General features: G+C 53.7%; 12 protein-coding genes. 8 read left to right on the top strand and 4 right to left on the bottom strand.

Annotation, left to right across the window (positions count from 1 at the left end; translation table 11 throughout):
- Positions 1-37: 37 nt before the first annotated feature.
- Positions 38-1,264: an ATP-grasp domain-containing protein gene (locus AC1XYH_RS07640; RefSeq protein WP_483326014.1), complete on the bottom strand. Its 1,227-nt coding sequence runs from the start codon at positions 1,262-1,264 to the stop codon at positions 38-40.
- 275 nt (positions 1,265-1,539) lie between these two features.
- Here AC1XYH_RS07640 and AC1XYH_RS07635 point away from each other — a divergent pair, with 275 nt between their 5' ends.
- Positions 1,540-1,752, top strand: a complete 213-nt coding sequence (locus AC1XYH_RS07635) for a hypothetical protein (RefSeq protein WP_483326013.1) — start codon at positions 1,540-1,542, stop codon at positions 1,750-1,752.
- Positions 1,753-1,766: 14 nt separating this feature from the next.
- Here AC1XYH_RS07635 and AC1XYH_RS07630 read toward each other — a convergent pair whose 3' ends face one another.
- Positions 1,767-2,096 (bottom strand): globin domain-containing protein, encoded by a 330-nt coding sequence (locus AC1XYH_RS07630; RefSeq protein WP_483326012.1) that lies wholly within the window; start codon positions 2,094-2,096, stop codon positions 1,767-1,769.
- Between the two features lie 805 nt (positions 2,097-2,901).
- On the opposite strand from AC1XYH_RS07630, the gene cyoA reads away from it, so the two are divergent.
- Genes cyoA through cyoE form a run of 5 tightly spaced genes read left to right on the top strand, consistent with a single transcriptional unit; the run spans position 2,902 to position 7,691 of the window.
- Positions 2,902-3,831, top strand: coding sequence for a ubiquinol oxidase subunit II (gene cyoA, locus AC1XYH_RS07625; protein ID WP_483326011.1), 930 nt, complete (start codon positions 2,902-2,904; stop codon positions 3,829-3,831).
- 1 nt (position 3,832) lies between these two features.
- Positions 3,833-5,845 (top strand): cytochrome o ubiquinol oxidase subunit I, encoded by a 2,013-nt coding sequence (cyoB, locus tag AC1XYH_RS07620; protein ID WP_483326010.1) that lies wholly within the window; start codon positions 3,833-3,835, stop codon positions 5,843-5,845.
- 3 nt (positions 5,846-5,848) lie between these two features.
- A complete protein-coding gene (locus AC1XYH_RS07615) occupies positions 5,849-6,469 on the top strand; it encodes a cytochrome o ubiquinol oxidase subunit III (protein ID WP_483326009.1) in 621 nt (206 codons plus the stop codon).
- Positions 6,466-6,804, top strand: a complete 339-nt coding sequence (locus AC1XYH_RS07610) for a cytochrome o ubiquinol oxidase subunit IV (RefSeq protein WP_483326008.1) — start codon at positions 6,466-6,468, stop codon at positions 6,802-6,804. The genes AC1XYH_RS07615 and AC1XYH_RS07610 overlap by 4 nt, the downstream gene beginning before the upstream one ends.
- The gene (gene cyoE / locus AC1XYH_RS07605; protein WP_483326007.1) at positions 6,801-7,691 is read left to right on the top strand and encodes a heme o synthase; all 891 of its coding nucleotides are present in this window, start codon (positions 6,801-6,803) and stop codon (positions 7,689-7,691) included. The genes AC1XYH_RS07610 and cyoE overlap by 4 nt, the downstream gene beginning before the upstream one ends.
- A 63-nt stretch (positions 7,692-7,754) precedes the next feature.
- Here the strand turns inward: cyoE and AC1XYH_RS07600 are convergent, their stop codons facing one another.
- Positions 7,755-8,723 carry an alpha/beta fold hydrolase gene (locus tag AC1XYH_RS07600; protein ID WP_483326006.1) on the bottom strand — a complete coding sequence of 323 codons (969 nt, stop codon included), beginning with the start codon at positions 8,721-8,723 and terminating at the stop codon, positions 7,755-7,757.
- 185 nt (positions 8,724-8,908) lie between these two features.
- On the opposite strand from AC1XYH_RS07600, the gene zigA reads away from it, so the two are divergent.
- Entirely contained in the window at positions 8,909-10,108 is a 1,200-nt protein-coding gene (gene zigA, locus AC1XYH_RS07595; RefSeq protein ID WP_483326005.1) for a zinc metallochaperone GTPase ZigA, read from the top strand.
- Between the two features lie 391 nt (positions 10,109-10,499).
- On the opposite strand, the gene AC1XYH_RS07590 is transcribed toward zigA, so the two are convergent.
- On the bottom strand, positions 10,500-12,398 hold the full coding sequence (locus AC1XYH_RS07590) for a putative bifunctional diguanylate cyclase/phosphodiesterase (protein WP_483326004.1): 1,899 nt from the start codon (positions 12,396-12,398) through the stop codon (positions 10,500-10,502).
- A gap of 379 nt (positions 12,399-12,777) precedes the next feature.
- On the opposite strand from AC1XYH_RS07590, the gene AC1XYH_RS07585 reads away from it, so the two are divergent.
- Positions 12,778-15,357 carry a hybrid sensor histidine kinase/response regulator gene (locus AC1XYH_RS07585; RefSeq protein ID WP_483326003.1) on the top strand — a complete coding sequence of 860 codons (2,580 nt, stop codon included), beginning with the start codon at positions 12,778-12,780 and terminating at the stop codon, positions 15,355-15,357.
- Positions 15,358-15,379: the final 22 nt, after the last annotated feature.

Below are 15,379 nucleotides of genomic sequence, written 5' to 3'. Positions count from 1 at the left end.
TATTGCGACCCATGATAGGGGTCCGGAACCCGATGTGCTACACGTAGAAGTCGAGTTCTTCCTGACGTTTGAGTAAGTCGTGCATGACTTTCGAGTCTTCGCCAACAAAATACAAGAGCCCCCAGTGGGTACCAAATGCCGTGCGCTTGGTTACCATCTCTTCTACCGGGGTAGTCAGCTCGTGTGACTCAAAGTAAGGGTGATCCTCGGTCTCTGCGGGCATCTCAAGCTTGCTGACTACCCGGCGACGGGGATACACGCCGAAGCAGCCGGCGAAACCGGTCGCATCTTCTATTTCCCTTGGGAAGTAAGCTTTAACTTCCGCCTCGGTCGATTTTGGATCGAAGACCAACATTGACGCGTGGTAAGCGTTAAAGCCCTTGTAAACACGCTCCAGCAGCTCAAATACCTTAAAGCCCGGTGGCCGGTAAGCAACCTCGCCGAAGTACATTTCCCCGTCGCTGGTAACAAAGTATTCAGGATGGATCATGCCGAACTCGATATCGAAGGTCTTGATCAGCTTTTCGATCTGTTTGACGATCTGCGGACGATAGGCTTCAAGCGCAGGAGAGGCGGGCACGTGCACTGAATAACCCAAACGTACGTATTCGGAAATATTCAGGAAGGAGATTTTGCCGTTGTGAATCCAGGCCTCTACTGCAAACTCCCAGCCGTCCAGATGCGATTCCATCAACGATGGGAATTCATCATCAGGGATGGCGTCCACATCATCCGGCGTGCGGATCACTCGATGCCCTAAGCAGCCAGCTTTATCGAAAGCCTTGAAGTGGATCGGGTCATTTGGATCGCCGTCGAGCTTAAGCAGCGTCTGATTAACTCGCTTAAGAAAGCGAATGACATCTTCACGATCATGCGCTTCTTCGAAGATACCGACGCGGATGCCGCCAAGCTGGGCACGGCGTTTCATCAGCGACTTATCGCGCATCAGCATGGCTTGGCCAAACAGGCGGGGATTGTCTAGCAATACAGAGTTGATCGCGCCAGCCCATTCTACGGTTTCTTCAAAAAGGGGAATGGCAACATCTACCCCCATATCTTTTAGGGTTTGTGCGATTTCCACTGAGCGATCATTCAAGCGCTCGAAATTCCAAGGTAAATAGGGAATGTCATGGGTCTTGCAATATTCTTCCGCCCACTCGGGGGCAACAACCACGTAGCGCCGATCAAAGGTGGCTGCGGCTTCGACCGCATTGGGTGCCCAGCCGAGTAGTGCGATAAAGCCTTTCGTGGGATCCTTCTTCATGTGTAGCCTCCTAGAGAGCGCTTAATGGGGTGATCTCAACTCCTGTTTCTGCTTTTCAGCAAGAAGCCTGATCGCTTACATATGTAACTATCATACATAGCTTGGTGGGTGACGGCTAATCAGCAGAGGCAGGAGGGCTGGCTATATTTGCTTATGGTTCGATGGAATTCGCCATAGAAAGTTATTTGAACACAAAGAAAAACTCCTGCCAGAGCAGTAATCCCAATAGCGTTTTTGGAGTAATAAACCCGTGATTCCGACAAGGTGAGCGTTACATGAAAATGGCTACGCGTAGCATTGGTATGAAGCATGCGACGCGGGTATACAAATGGCTGATAAGGCGAAGACAAACTCACCCTGATCTCTTTCTCAATGCCACCCCCGTTGGAATGGCTGCTTCGGCTACGCTGGCGGCCTTAAAGGCAGGAAAATACTTGTTTTCGCGTACTGAACCCGGGTTTGGAAGCATCGGCAAGCAGGCTGAATAGGCGGCGGCACACGTCTACTGCGCGGCTTGCTGCCGAGCTTGACTCGCCTGCACCACGCGGTTGGCCGGGATGCTCAATTGCGCCAGTAAATAGCGTTTGAAATCAGCACTATAGGGCTGCCGATCAATCGCTTGCTGCATGCAACCCAGCCAGGCATCACGTGCTCCGGCGTCAATTGACCACTGCGCATGGAAGGCCGGAATGCTGATTGAGCCGTAGCGCTCTTGATACAAGCGCGGCCCACCCAACCAACCGGACAAGAAGCAGGTCAGTTTGTCTTCAGACTGACTAAGATCCGCCTTGTGCATGGCGCGTATTTTCGCTGCCCCCGTCCAGCTGTCCATTATCTGGTAAAAATCAGCTACCAGCTGGTGAATACCCTCGAGTTCGCCTGCAGCCTAATAGGAAGCATCTGCGGTTCCAAACAGAGGAGGGGTGCTTTTTGTCATGTTAAACCTCGAAGATCTAGGCGCCTGGTAATAGCCGGTAATTGGATTTCATCCTGCCCCTGCTGCAAGCCCATAGCACGCAACAATGCAAAAAAGTATGACATGGATCAATCAGAAGCCCTGATACCTGAAAGACTCGCGCGACACATGGTCGCATAGTCGCACGGGCAGAAACCGCTGTTTTCGACCGCCTACCAAGCGGCCTGCAACCCAGCATATCCGGGGTTCTCGCTGACTTTAACAAACTCAAACCTATGCGAGTTATCTGCCTAGAATGCCTCGCCTGGGCGTCGCAAACCCTTGCTCTAGACGTATTCTCGGTTTGCAGTCTGCGCTGAAATATTTTGTAATATTTGCGCCCTGAGTCAGCGTGCTTGAGTTTCAAGTCACACGGATATCTGCCCTTGCCACAAGGTCAGTGCTTGGCTGCAGGCTGATTGGTTCGCTGCATGGCAATGTCGCTACCGCCGCAATCATCACCAGCGAGTGCCCGCCAGGACAGCGCACAGTTTTACCCATGCTGACTAAAAACGATTCCAACAGCGTATGACTCGATTTCGCCGTAGCGACTGTCGCGTGTCCCCGCGCGTCTGCCATTTACAGCTCGATTGATTCAAGAATCACCCGGTGAAACGGGAGAAATCAAGGCATCGTCGTCCGGCTCGCGGCGCGGCGCCAGTTCATTCAACAAGGCCGCAACATGAAAATAGAGCAGTTCTCTGGATATTTGAAACACCTGGTATGGCTGCCCCTGCTGCTGCTGGGCGGTTGCAAGATGGCGCTGCTGGATCCCAAGGGTCAGGTCGGCATGGACGAAAAGTCGCTGATCATCACCGCGACCCTGTTGATGCTGATTGTGGTGGTTCCGGTCATCGTTATGACTTTGGCATTTGCCTGGAAGTACCGTGCCAGCAACACCAAAGCGACCTATCACCCTAACTGGTCGCACTCCAACCGCATAGAGCTGGTGGTCTGGCTGGTGCCGTGCGTGATCGTTGCCATTCTCGGCACTATCACCTGGACCAGCACCCACGAACTGGACCCATACCGCCCGCTGGATTCCGACGTTAAACCGATCGAAATTCAAGTGGTTTCGCTGGACTGGAAGTGGCTGTTTATCTATCCGGAGCAGGGGATTGCTACGGTCAACGAGATTGCCTTCCCGAAAGATACCCCAGTGAACTTTAAGATCACCTCCCAATCGGCGATGAACTCCTTTTTCATCCCCCAACTGGGCAGCCAGATCTACTCGATGGCCGGCATGCAGACCAAGCTGCACCTGATCGCCAACCATGAGGGCAGCTTCGACGGAATTTCTGCCAACCTCAGCGGTGAAGGCTTCTCGGACATGAAGTTTCAGGCCATCTCCACCTCTGAAGATGGTTTTAAAAACTGGGTTGCCAAGGTCAAAAGTAACCCTGAGACCCTCGGCGTAAGCAACTATCCAGCACTCGCCGAGCCAAGCAAAGCTGACCCGGTTCGCTACTTCGGTGCGGTCAGCCCAACGCTTTATCAGCACATTCTCATGCAGTACGCCCACGGCGGTCATCACGCGATGAACCACGCTGAGCACGCAGATGCCGGTATGCCCGGCATGCACATGAACGCCCGTATTGAGGAGTCTCACTAAGATGTTCGGCAAACTTACCCTTGAGTCCGTGCCGTTTCACGAGCCCATCATCATGGTCACCATTGCCGTGGTGGCGCTGCTCGGTTTCGCTGTTGTCGCCGCGCTGACCTACTACCGCCAGTGGGGCTATCTGTGGTCCGAATGGCTGACCTCGGTTGACCACAAAAAAATCGGCGTCATGTACATCCTGGTCGCTTTGATCATGCTGGTGCGCGGCTTTGCCGACGCGATCATGATGCGTGCCCAGCTAGCAATGGCGCAGGGTTCTGAGCAGGGCTTCCTGCCACCGGAGCACTACGACCAGATTTTCACCGCCCACGGCGTGATCATGATCATCTTCATGGCCATGCCCTTCATGGTCGGTTTGATGAACATTGCCGTGCCGCTGCAGATTGGCGCGCGCGACGTGGCCTTTCCGTTCCTCAACTCATTGAGCTTCTGGCTGTTTGCCGCCGGTGCGATTCTGGTCAATATTTCGCTCGGAGTAGGGGAGTTCGCTCGCACTGGTTGGGTGGCATACCCGCCGCTGGCCGAGCTCGGTTACAGTCCGGGGGTAGGGGTCGATTACTACATCTGGGCGCTACAGTTATCGGGTCTGGGAACGCTACTGACGGGGGTCAACTTCCTGGTCACCGTGTTCAAGATGCGTACCCCTGGTATGACCCTGATGAAGATGCCGATCTTCACCTGGGCCTGCACCTTTACCAACATTCTGATTGTTGCCTCGTTCCCGATCCTGACCGCGACCCTGGGTCTGCTGACGCTCGATCGTTACCTGGACATGCACTTCTTCACCAATGAGCTTGGCGGCAACGCCATGATGTACATCAACCTGTTCTGGGCCTGGGGTCATCCCGAGGTGTACATCCTGATCCTGCCGGCGTTCGGTATTTTCTCTGAGGTAATTTCCACCTTCTCCGGCAAGAAGCTGTTCGGTTATACCTCCATGGTTTGGGCCAGCGGTGCTATTACCTTGCTTGGCTTTGTGGTTTGGCTGCATCACTTCTTCACGATGGGCTCGGGTGCCAACGTCAACGCCTTCTTCGGCGTGGCGACCATGATTATCTCGGTGCCCACCGGTGTGAAGCTGTTCAGCTGGCTGTTCACCATGTTCCGTGGCCGTGTTCGCTTCACCACGCCGGTACTCTGGACGTTGGGTTTCATGGTGACCTTCACCATTGGCGGCATGACCGGCGTACTACTGGCCGTACCCGGTGCGGACTACGTGCTGCACAACAGCCTGTTTTTGATCGCCCACTTCCACAACACCATCATTGGCGGCGCGGTATTTGGCTATCTGGCCGGCTTCACTTTCTGGTTCCCTAAAGCCTTCGGCTTCAAGCTCGACGAGCGCTTGGGCAAGGGTGCCTTCTGGTGCTGGATCACCGGTTTCTTCGTCGCCTTTATGCCGCTTTATGTACTGGGCTTCATGGGTATGACACGCCGCTTGAACCACTACGACAACCCCATGTGGCAGCCCTACCTGATCGTAGCTTTCTGCGGTGCAGCGCTGATCTTCTGCGGCATTTTGTTCCAGATCGCGCAACTGATCGTCAGCTTCAAGAACCGCGAGCAACTGCGCGACTTAACCGGCGACCCATGGGGCGGCCGCACGCTGGAATGGTCGACCAGTTCACCACCGCCTTTCTACAACTTTGCGGAGCTGCCTACTGTGCACAACATTGATGCGTTCTACGACATGAAAGAGAAGGGCACTGCCTACCAGCGCCCAGCTAGTTATAGCCCAATCCACATGCCGAAAAACACCGCTGCTGGCGTGGTCATTGGCTTGCTGGGCGCAGTCTTCGGGTTTGCCATGGTGTGGCATATCTGGTGGCTGGCTGGCCTGAGCTTCCTTGGCATGATCGCCACCTTCATTGTGCGCAGTTACAACCAGGACGTTGACTACTACGTGCAGCCCGATGAAATCGAGCGCATTGAAAACCAGCATTACGCGCGTTTTGAAGCGCACGGTCAGGCGCTGAACACCACCTCATTAGCAGAGCAGGTTTAAACCATGTCGACGGATGTAATGAGTTCCCATCACGCCGCAGGCCATGACCACGAGCATGACCACGACAGCGGCGGCAACACGGTATTCGGTTTCTGGCTGTATCTGATGACCGACTGCGTGCTTTTCGCCTGCGTATTCGCCACTTACGCGGTGCTGGTTAACCACACCGCGGGCGGCCCCAGCGGCAAGGAAATCTTTGAGTTGCCTTATGTGCTGGGCGAAACCTTTCTACTACTGATCAGTAGCTGCACTTATGGCTTCTCCATGCTCGCAGCCCATCGCGGCTCCAAGAGTCAGGCATTGGGTTGGCTCGCCGCCACCTTCTTGCTGGGCGCCGGCTTTATCGGCATGGAGATCAATGAGTTTCATCATTTGATCGTCGAAGGTTTTGGTCCTGATCGCAGCGCCTTCCTGTCATCCTTCTTTACCCTGGTTGGCATGCACGGTTTGCACGTAACCGCCGGTTTGGTGTGGATGCTGGTATTGATGGCGCAAATCAAGACGCGCGGCCTGACGCCGCAGAACAATACACGCCTGATGTGCCTCAGCCTGTTTTGGCACTTTCTGGATATCGTCTGGATCTGCGTGTTCACCATTGTCTATCTAATGGGAGTTGCCGCATGAGTCACGCATCTACTGACGCCGGCGCCGGGCACGGCAGTTACAGCGCTTACGCGATTGGCTTTGTACTCTCGGTGATTCTCACCGTGATCCCCTTCGGCATGATCATGAGCGGTGATTTCAGCCGCCAAACCGCACTGGTTACCATGCTGGCTATGGGGGTCGTACAGGTGGTGGTGCACCTGGTGTGCTTCCTGCACATGAACACCTCTTCGGAAGGCCGGTGGAATTTGTTGGCCTTCCTGTTCACCGTGCTGATCATCATCATGCTGGTAGGCTTGGCCATCTGGATTATGGTCAACGCCGATATGCTGATGATGCCCTGGATGTTCAAGTGAAGCTAAAACGTTATCTGTTGATCACCAAGCCGGGGATCATCTTCGGCAACCTGATCGCGGTGGCCGGCGGGTATTTTCTCGCAGCGCAGGGGCAGATTGATCTGACCCTGTTGCTGGCCACCGTGGTTGGTTTGTCGCTGGTGGTTGCCAGTGGCTGCGTGATGAACAACTGCATCGATCGCGATATCGACGGCCACATGCAGCGCACCCGCGAGCGGGTTCTGGTCACCGGGCAGATTTCTCTGCTGGCGGCCATGACCCATGGCCTAGTGCTCGGCGTGGCCGGCTTTGGCCTGTTGTGGTGGTTCACCACCCCCATCGCTACCTTGCTGGCGGCCTTTGGTTACATTATCTATGTGGGCTTCTACAGCCTTTGGCTCAAGCGCACCTCGGTCTACGGCACGCTGGTGGGCAGTCTCTCCGGCGCAATGCCACCGGTAGTAGGCTACTGCGCCGTCACCGGTCAGTTTGATACCGGCGCCGCCTTGTTGTTGCTGATCTTTTGCCTATGGCAAATGCCGCATTCCTACGCAATCGCGATTTTCCGCTTCGATGATTACAGCGCTGCGGGCATTCCGGTGTTGCCAGTAAAGGAAGGCATCAAGGTCGCCAAACAGCATATCGTCTGGTACATAGTCGCCTTTGCGGCTGCGGCGTTGACGCTGTCGCTCTCTGGCTTCGCGGGATACGGCTATCTGGTTATTGCCCTGCTAGTGAGCATCTGGTGGCTGGTGATCGCGTTATCGGGTTACAAGCAGGAAGTGGATGACCGTGTATGGGCGCGCAAGCTGTTCGGCTTCTCGATTATCGCCATTACCGCGCTGAGCTTGATGATGTCGATCGACTTTCGTGTATTGCCTACGCAGTCTTTGTTCGCTTTGCTCTAACTTTGTATTTGGCAATACAACAACCCTCGCCGCGTGCGGGGGTTGTTGTTTCTGGGTTGCCAATCAGGCTGGTAGAAACGCCAGCATGGCCGCATTGACGTCGGCAGTCGCCTCGCTTTGAATCCAGTGCCCCTTGCCCTGCAGCATTTTAATCTGCACATCGGGTAAGCGGTCACCCATCATCTCCCGCAGCTTGTCTTCACTTGCGCCCTGGATGGTCATATCGGCACTGCCGACAATAAACAAGACCGGACAGGTGATCGGGCTATCGCGCCAAGGCAGCATCAGTCGCCAGTTCTCATCTAAATTCCGATAGTAATTGATGCCGCCGGCAAAACCGCTGTGGCGGTAAGCGTTGATGAAGTAAGCCAGTGCTTCATCAGACAACCAGTCCGGTTGCTCTTTTGGCTTGCCCAGGCGACCAATCCAACCGCCACCTTCTTTCGTTGAGCGACCCAGCAGGGGAGGGTCACGGGGTGTTTCAGGGGAGCAGTACAGTGCCCGCAAAATGCCCTCTGGGTCAGCATCAAATTCTGCTTCAGCTACGCCCGGATCCTGAAAGTAAATCTGGTAGAAAAAGTTCTCATCGAAGTAACCACGCAAAAACTCAACCGGTGGAACATCAGCCACCGGACGCAGCGGCACACTCATATTGATCAACCGCGATACCGATTCGGGATGGCGTTGGATGAACTGCCAGCAGTTAATGGCGCCCCAATCATGCCCAATCAGCAAAACCGGTGCGCCAGCGTTGGCTTGCTCAACTAGACCCTGCATAAAAGCGCAAATACGTATCACGTTGTAGTCAGTGATCTCTGGTAGCGCCTCGGTTTCACCGAATCCTGGCATATCAGGTGCAACCGCCTGATAGCCGGCGTTAGCCAGAGCCACCATCTGCTCTCGCCAGCAGTACCAGCACTCAGGCCAACCGTGAATGAATAAGGCAACCGGGCCGCTACCCAGGGTCGCAACACGCGTTTGTAGGCCGGTGACTTGCCAGGTTTGCAGGGTGATGTCGTCAACGCTGTACATCAGCTTTCCTTATTCTTGTTTACCTATGGGCGAGGGTAACTGAGTAACGCACCGGCCTCGGCCAGGTCAAGATGTTCATGTTTTTGAATATCGCATCATGAGGGGAACAGGGCGTGGATTCGCCTTGATTAATGTTATGTTATAACTATAATTATCGATTCAATAATATGACGGATTAACCTTTGATGCCTGATCGTCTCCCCGTAACCGTGCTCTCCGGCTTTCTAGGCGCCGGCAAAAGCACCCTGCTAAACCAGATACTCAAAAACCGTGACGGCCTCAAAGTCGCGGTTATCGTCAACGACATGAATGAAATCAACATCGACGGCAGCGAAGTGCAACGCGACGTAAGCCTCAATCGCGCAGAAGAAAAGCTGATCGAAATGAGCAATGGCTGTATCTGCTGCACCTTGCGCGAAGACTTGCTCGAAGAAGTAGGGCGCTTGGCGAAAGAAGATCGCTTTGATTATCTGTTGATTGAGTCGACGGGCATCTCCGAACCGTTGCCCGTGGCCGAAACTTTCACCTTCAGAGACGAGAATGACATCGCACTAGCCGATGTAGCGCGGCTCGACACCATGGTAACGGTAGTCGATGGTTTGAGTTTTCTTGCCGATTACCAACAATCAGACAGCCTGCAAAGCAGGGGAGAGACGCTCGGCGAGGACGACGAACGATCAATTACCGATTTGCTGGTCGAACAGGTCGAGTTTGCCGACGTGCTACTGATAAGCAAAGCAGATCTGATCTCCCAGGCCGCCCGTGACGAACTGGCAGCCATATTGCGCGGTCTGAACCGCCACGCAAAAATCATCCCCATGGTCATGGGCCAGGTACCGCTAAACGAGATACTCAACACCGGCCGCTTTGACTTTGATCGCGCAGCGACGGCACCTGGCTGGCTGCAGGAGCTGCGCGGTGAACACGTTCCGGAAACCGAAGAGTACGGTATCGCCTCGACGGTATATCGCGCGCACAAACCTTTTCATCCACAGCGGTTTCACGATTTCATCAGCAGCGAATGGAGCAACGGCAAGCTGCTGCGCTCAAAAGGCTTTTTCTGGCTGGCCAGCAAATGGCAGGAGGCAGGTAGTTGGTCGCAAGCCGGTAGTTTGATGCGTTACGGCAAGGCTGGGCGCTGGTGGCGTTTCGTCGACAAATCCCATTGGCCACAAGACGAACAAACGCTGCAAGCAATCATGAAGCACTGGCAAACAGAAACCGGTGACTGCCGGCAGGAGCTGGTGTTTATCGGTCAGGGCATGGATATGGCGTTATTAAATGCAAACCTTGATGCCTGTCTGCTTACAGAAGAAGAACTGCAGCGCGATCCACAGAGCTGGCGGTTTGGCGAAGATCCTTTTGGTAGTTGGGTTGCTGAGTGAGTTAAACCCGGAATCACGCTAGAGGTTTAAGCGTTTGGCGTGAGTCCGGGGCTTATCTGTCTGCAGATAGGGTGTAAGAGTGGAAGGAAGCTTGGGGGCTGGTGAGTCAGTGGTATCTTTATAATTATCCTATTTAACATAATATATATTATGCGAACCGACAGATAAGGCACGCCAGGGTGATCAATGCTCCTATTACCAGCCACATCCCTAAACCCTTTCTAGATGGCTTAGCCGCTTTGGTCGCAACAAACAACACACGCGATCGCCGGCTGCTGTGTTGTTGCGCTGAGGATGCGCGCACGTCAGGCATCTGCGATCTTCGTTTAGCATCTTCGCGGTACCATTCCCGGTCATCAAGGCTCATGCGGTTGCCTGCTCATGTTAAGAGTTAAAGCGTTACTTCCTGCGCATAACGAAGAAACTCATCCGCGGGCATGGGTTTAGCAAAATAATAACCTTGGCCAAAGTTACTGCCCAAGGACGTCAGCATGTCTTGCACTTGCTGGTCCTCGATTCCCTCTGCCGTTGTCTGTAGATCCAGGCTGTGCGCCATCTGAATAATGGCTGTGACAATAGCTAGATTTTGTTCGCTATTACTGAGATTGGTGACGAAGGATTTATCGATCTTCAGCTTGTCGACCTGAAAACGCTGCAGATAGGATAGGTTCGAATATCCCGTTCCAAAATCATCGATAGACAGTTTTACGCCCAACTGTTTTAGGCTTTTAAGGCGCAGTTGAAAGCTGTCAGATTTCTCCAATAGCATCGATTCGGTTAGCTCCAGCTCCAGTAGCGAAGGATCAAGATCCGCGTCCTGCAAGGCTTTGCAGATACTCGCTTCAAGGTCGCCCCGTTGAAACTGCACTGCGGATAGATTCACTGAGACGGCTAATCCAGCGTGCCCAGATGTCTGCCAGTAAGCCGTTTCTCGGCAGGCCTCATTCAAAACCCATTCGCCTATCTCTGTTATCAGCCCCGACTTTTCCGCTACGTCGATGAATACATCAGGCCCTAGAAGTCCGCGTTCGGGGTGCTGCCAACGCAGTAGCGCTTCGGCGCCAACCATTTTGCGGCTGCTTAGGTCGATAATAGGCTGGAAATGCAGAACAAATTCTTTATGAATCAATGCTTGGCGAAGATCTTGCTCGATTCCCAAGCGTTCATGGGTGTTAACGTTCATGTGTTCATCAAACACGCAATAGGTATTGCGTCCCGTCAGCTTGGCTCGTTGCGTTGCCAGTTCCGCTTTACGCAACAGTGCTGAAAAGTCATCGCCGTCGCGAGGATACAGTGCGATCCCAATTGAAAGTGAGGTGACCAGCTGCATATCGCGCAACGCAAACGGCTGGCCAACGATTTCCTGGATGCGCCGAGCAACCGATACCGCAGTATCCTCGCCATCGAGATCAGACAGAATCATGATGAATTCATCACCGCCTTGACGGCTGACCGTGTCGGCACCGCGGATAGTCAGCTGCAACCTGGCTGCGATCTCCTGCAATAGTTCATCGCCGGCGGCGTAACCCAATGAGTCATTGATGTTTTTAAAGTTATCGATATCCACAAACAATAAGGCGAGCTGCCTACCCTGCTCCCCTGCCCTTTGGATTGCCTCTTGGACCAACTCCCCTATCGCCTTACGGTTCGGTAAATCAGTTAAGGCATCGTGCTGAGCAAGGTGCGAGAGCTGTGCTTCTGAGGTGCGCAGCCTTAGCATTTCCCGACGCAGGAGTGACCGGGTGGCGCGCAAGTCACTCATTAATAGCGAAATGGCGAAGGCTGAAACGATGAGAATACCGCTTATTACTACCAATCGACCTACGCCAATTGGGGCCGGTTGATAGGCCTTCAACCCGGTAACCGAGACGTAAGTGATCAAGGCGACTACGCTCAGCATAAAAACCAGCAACAACAAAAACAGACGGCGCGAGGTTACCGTACCTGCAACCACCAGCAACGCCGGGAACGCCAGCACAGCACCGCTATAAAGCCTCTGGTTGTTCCACATGGATAGGCTGACCACCAATGCGACAACCACCAGTACTAATGATACCGACAGGTCTACGCGGCCTGCGCGGTTGAGCTGGCGGGCAATCATCACCACCACAAAGGCAACAGCCACCAGGGCACTGTCCAGCCAATCACCGACACTCAGGGTGCGAAATGCGATCACCACCAAGACTACGGCCAAAGCGTTGGCGATTTGCATCAACCGATCGGCTTGCCGGGTTTTGTTATTGCTCTTCAACAGGGATTCTAAATCCGTTTCCAACTGCACGTCTGGCATACAGTGAAGGCTTCCTTGGTAGTAACGCTAGAAGGGTCTGCAATCCAACAAAATGCGAACGCTAACCAATCCCACGGTGTTTATGCAAGCCAGGATTCGGCTCGACTGTGGCGTCACTTTGATTAAACCTGTCTAACCCAAGGGGTTTCGTCAATAAATGAGCGTCAAAATAATCATCGGGAATTCCATAGCATAAGACACCAAGACGTGCAGTGCGTCATATCACATTATCATTAGATTTTTTTTGGGCTCCCCTGCTTTCCTCTTCATATATAGGAAATGCACCAGAGAATCAGAATTGCACTGCAATCATCGCGTTAGCCAACTATCATTGGCGTAGGTGCTCCTGCCGAGATTGTCATGATAAGTAGTTACATTAATGCCTTTTAGTCGAAGCGAGTCGTCCTTCAGTTTAGGGCGCGCCATTTTTAGCAAGCAGAACAGCTTATCGTGGTTCGCGTTCGCTATTGCCCTGCTGGCCACTCTGCTGGCCTGGCAATACCTGCATCAGCGTGAGCTGACTTTAGCCGAGCGTCAGTTTGAGACGCTGACCACCGATATTACTTCAGCTATCCGCAAGCGCATGGTGGATCACGAGCAAATACTGCTTGGCGCTGCTGGTTTAATCGACGCTAGCGAGCAAGTAAATCGTCATGAATGGAAAACTCAAATTGAGCGGCTGAGTTTGGCCGAACATTACCCTGGCATCATGGGTGTCGGTTACGCTGAGGTCGTAGCACCCGACCAGCTGAGCAGTTTTGAGGCACGGATACAGGCTGAGGGATTCCCGGGGTTTCGGGTTCACCCTGACGGTGATCGGCCCTTTTACACCTCGATTGTTTTTCTAGAGCCTTTTACTGGTCGTAATCTGGCCGCTTTTGGATACGACATGTACTCCGAAAGTACCCGCCGCCAAGCCATGCAGGCTGCTGTTGATAGCGCCCATACCACGATCACCGGACCCGTCACGCTGCTGCAAGAGACTCACGGCAAGGTGCAGGCCGGCATCCTCATGTATCTGCCGATTTACACCCAAGGTGCGTCTTTGGCAACTACCGCGCTACGCACCGCAGCACTTAAAGGATTCGTTTATAGTCCTTATCGCATGGGCGACCTGCTGCAAGGCATTATTGGTCGTGCAAACCCGCTCATTGGTTATCAACTCAGGGATATAACAGACCCGGCTGAACCCAAGCCGCTCTTTCAAACCTACGATGCGGGCCCGGCGGTCGCGCCGATGTTCTCGCGCCAAATTGAGCTGCAGCTATATGGGCGTGACTGGCAGCTGGGCTTTAGCAGCACACCGCTTTTTGATTCAGAGCTGCCCGGTCATGCGCTGTTGCTGACTGCCGGCATCGGCATTTCCCTGATGGTTTTTCTGCTGGCCTCGCTGATCAACTTCCGACGCGACCAGGCCGAGGCCCTGGCGTCTCGAATGACCGAGAAAATGCGCGCGAGTAACGAAGCGCTGCAACAGAGTGAGGAACGCCAGCGGCTGGTGCTTAAGGGCAGCAACGATGGCTGGTGGGACGTCAATATTGAGCAATGGCGCTTCATTGCATCGGCTCGTGCATGGGAAATGCTAGGATATCCGCAGCATCGTGGCTTTCAGGCATTGCACCGGTGGCAAGCGGTTATTGCGCCCTCCTCTCGTCATCTCTTATTGAAACAGTTACAAGACGCGGTCAATTCTGACGCGATGTCTTTTTCCTGTGAAACCCGTTTTACCCACAAGGACGGGACTGAAGTGCCGCTGCTGATCCGCGGCGCTTTTCAGCGTGATGGTGAAGGCATAGCCATCCGCGCGAGCGGCACCATGTTGGATTTAACGGAACAGAAACGCGTGGAGGCGATGAAGAGTGAGTTCGTGTCTACCGTCAGTCATGAGCTACGTACGCCGCTCACCTCCATCTCTGGCGCACTGGGTATCGTAAACAGCGGTACTTTAGGTGCCGTACCAGAAAAAATACAGAAAATGTTGGAGATAGCCCACGCTAACAGCTTACGGCTTAACCACCTGATCAATGACCTGCTAGACATGGAAAAGCTGGCGGCTGGAAAAATGTCCTTCGAGATGCGTGTACAGCGTATAGACACCTTGGTGGACGACGCCATCGCGGCCAACAAAGCTTACGCAGACAAGCATCAGGTACAGCTCTATCGCGAGCCCTGCGCAGAATATTGGGCGGAGATAGATGGCATTCGCCTACATCAGGTGATGAGCAACTTTCTGTCCAACGCCATCAAATTTTCGCCTGAATCAGGGAAAGTAAAGATACTCCTGCAGCGCAAATCTGGCGTGCTACGCATCAGCGTGAGCGATCAGGGGGCCGGTATTCCAGAAGCCTTCCAGGCAATGATTTTTGATAAGTTCGCTCAGGCTGACAGCGCTGATAATCGGCAGAAGCCGGGCACTGGCCTAGGCTTGGCGATCAGCCGAGACTTGATCGAACAAATGGCTGGTGAGGTAGGATTCCATTCCATACCCGGCCAAGGGGCAACTTTCTGGTTAGAACTGCCACTGGCTGAGACCGAAAGCGAAGTAGCGGTCGACGCTAAAATTGAGCGCGCAATGAAGGTGCTGGTACTTGATGATGACGAGACCTTTGCTCAATTTATGTGCTTGATGTTGCGGCGCAACGGTTATGAGCCTATCTCTGCCAACAGTATGCGGGCAGCTAAACAGATGTTTGCTGAACATAATCCGGGCGCCCTGGTGACCGATCTGCGACTTCCTGACGGCCACGGCCTCAGTCTAATTAGAGAGTTGCGATTGCACCCCGCTACGCGCCATTTACCGATACTGGTGGTATCCGCTTACTGTGATGAAGGTCAACGTTTGCTGGATGGTAGTGTTCAGGGCGTTGCCTGGCTGGATAAACCAGTAGAAGAATTCAAAGTCTTGCCAGTACTCGCTGACTTGGTCAAGCGCATGCAGGCATTGACAGCGCAAAGCTGAAAGATAATAGCAGCGGAGAGAC

The organism is Pseudomonas sp. GW-45 (assembly GCF_056896675.1).
Note: the sequence above shows the minus strand (reverse complement) of the source record. Positions and strands in the feature narration are given on the sequence as shown.

What these genes read in the sequence shown, in the direction of transcription:
- AC1XYH_RS07600 (WP_483326006.1), bottom strand. Translation starts at nt 8,723, where the DNA reads ATGTACAGCGTTGACGACATCACCCTGCAAACCTGGCAAGTCACCGGC.
- AC1XYH_RS07585 (WP_483326003.1), top strand. Translation starts at nt 12,778, where the DNA reads ATGCCTTTTAGTCGAAGCGAGTCGTCCTTCAGTTTAGGGCGCGCCATT.
- AC1XYH_RS07610 (WP_483326008.1), top strand. Translation starts at nt 6,466, where the DNA reads ATGAGTCACGCATCTACTGACGCCGGCGCCGGGCACGGCAGTTACAGC.
- AC1XYH_RS07590 (WP_483326004.1), bottom strand. Translation starts at nt 12,398, where the DNA reads ATGCCAGACGTGCAGTTGGAAACGGATTTAGAATCCCTGTTGAAGAGC.
- zigA (WP_483326005.1), top strand. Translation starts at nt 8,909, where the DNA reads ATGCCTGATCGTCTCCCCGTAACCGTGCTCTCCGGCTTTCTAGGCGCC.
- AC1XYH_RS07635 (WP_483326013.1), top strand. Translation starts at nt 1,540, where the DNA reads ATGAAAATGGCTACGCGTAGCATTGGTATGAAGCATGCGACGCGGGTA.
- AC1XYH_RS07640 (WP_483326014.1), bottom strand. Translation starts at nt 1,264, where the DNA reads ATGAAGAAGGATCCCACGAAAGGCTTTATCGCACTACTCGGCTGGGCA.
- AC1XYH_RS07615 (WP_483326009.1), top strand. Translation starts at nt 5,849, where the DNA reads ATGTCGACGGATGTAATGAGTTCCCATCACGCCGCAGGCCATGACCAC.
- cyoB (WP_483326010.1), top strand. Translation starts at nt 3,833, where the DNA reads ATGTTCGGCAAACTTACCCTTGAGTCCGTGCCGTTTCACGAGCCCATC.
- cyoA (WP_483326011.1), top strand. Translation starts at nt 2,902, where the DNA reads ATGAAAATAGAGCAGTTCTCTGGATATTTGAAACACCTGGTATGGCTG.
- AC1XYH_RS07630 (WP_483326012.1), bottom strand. Translation starts at nt 2,096, where the DNA reads ATGGACAGCTGGACGGGGGCAGCGAAAATACGCGCCATGCACAAGGCG.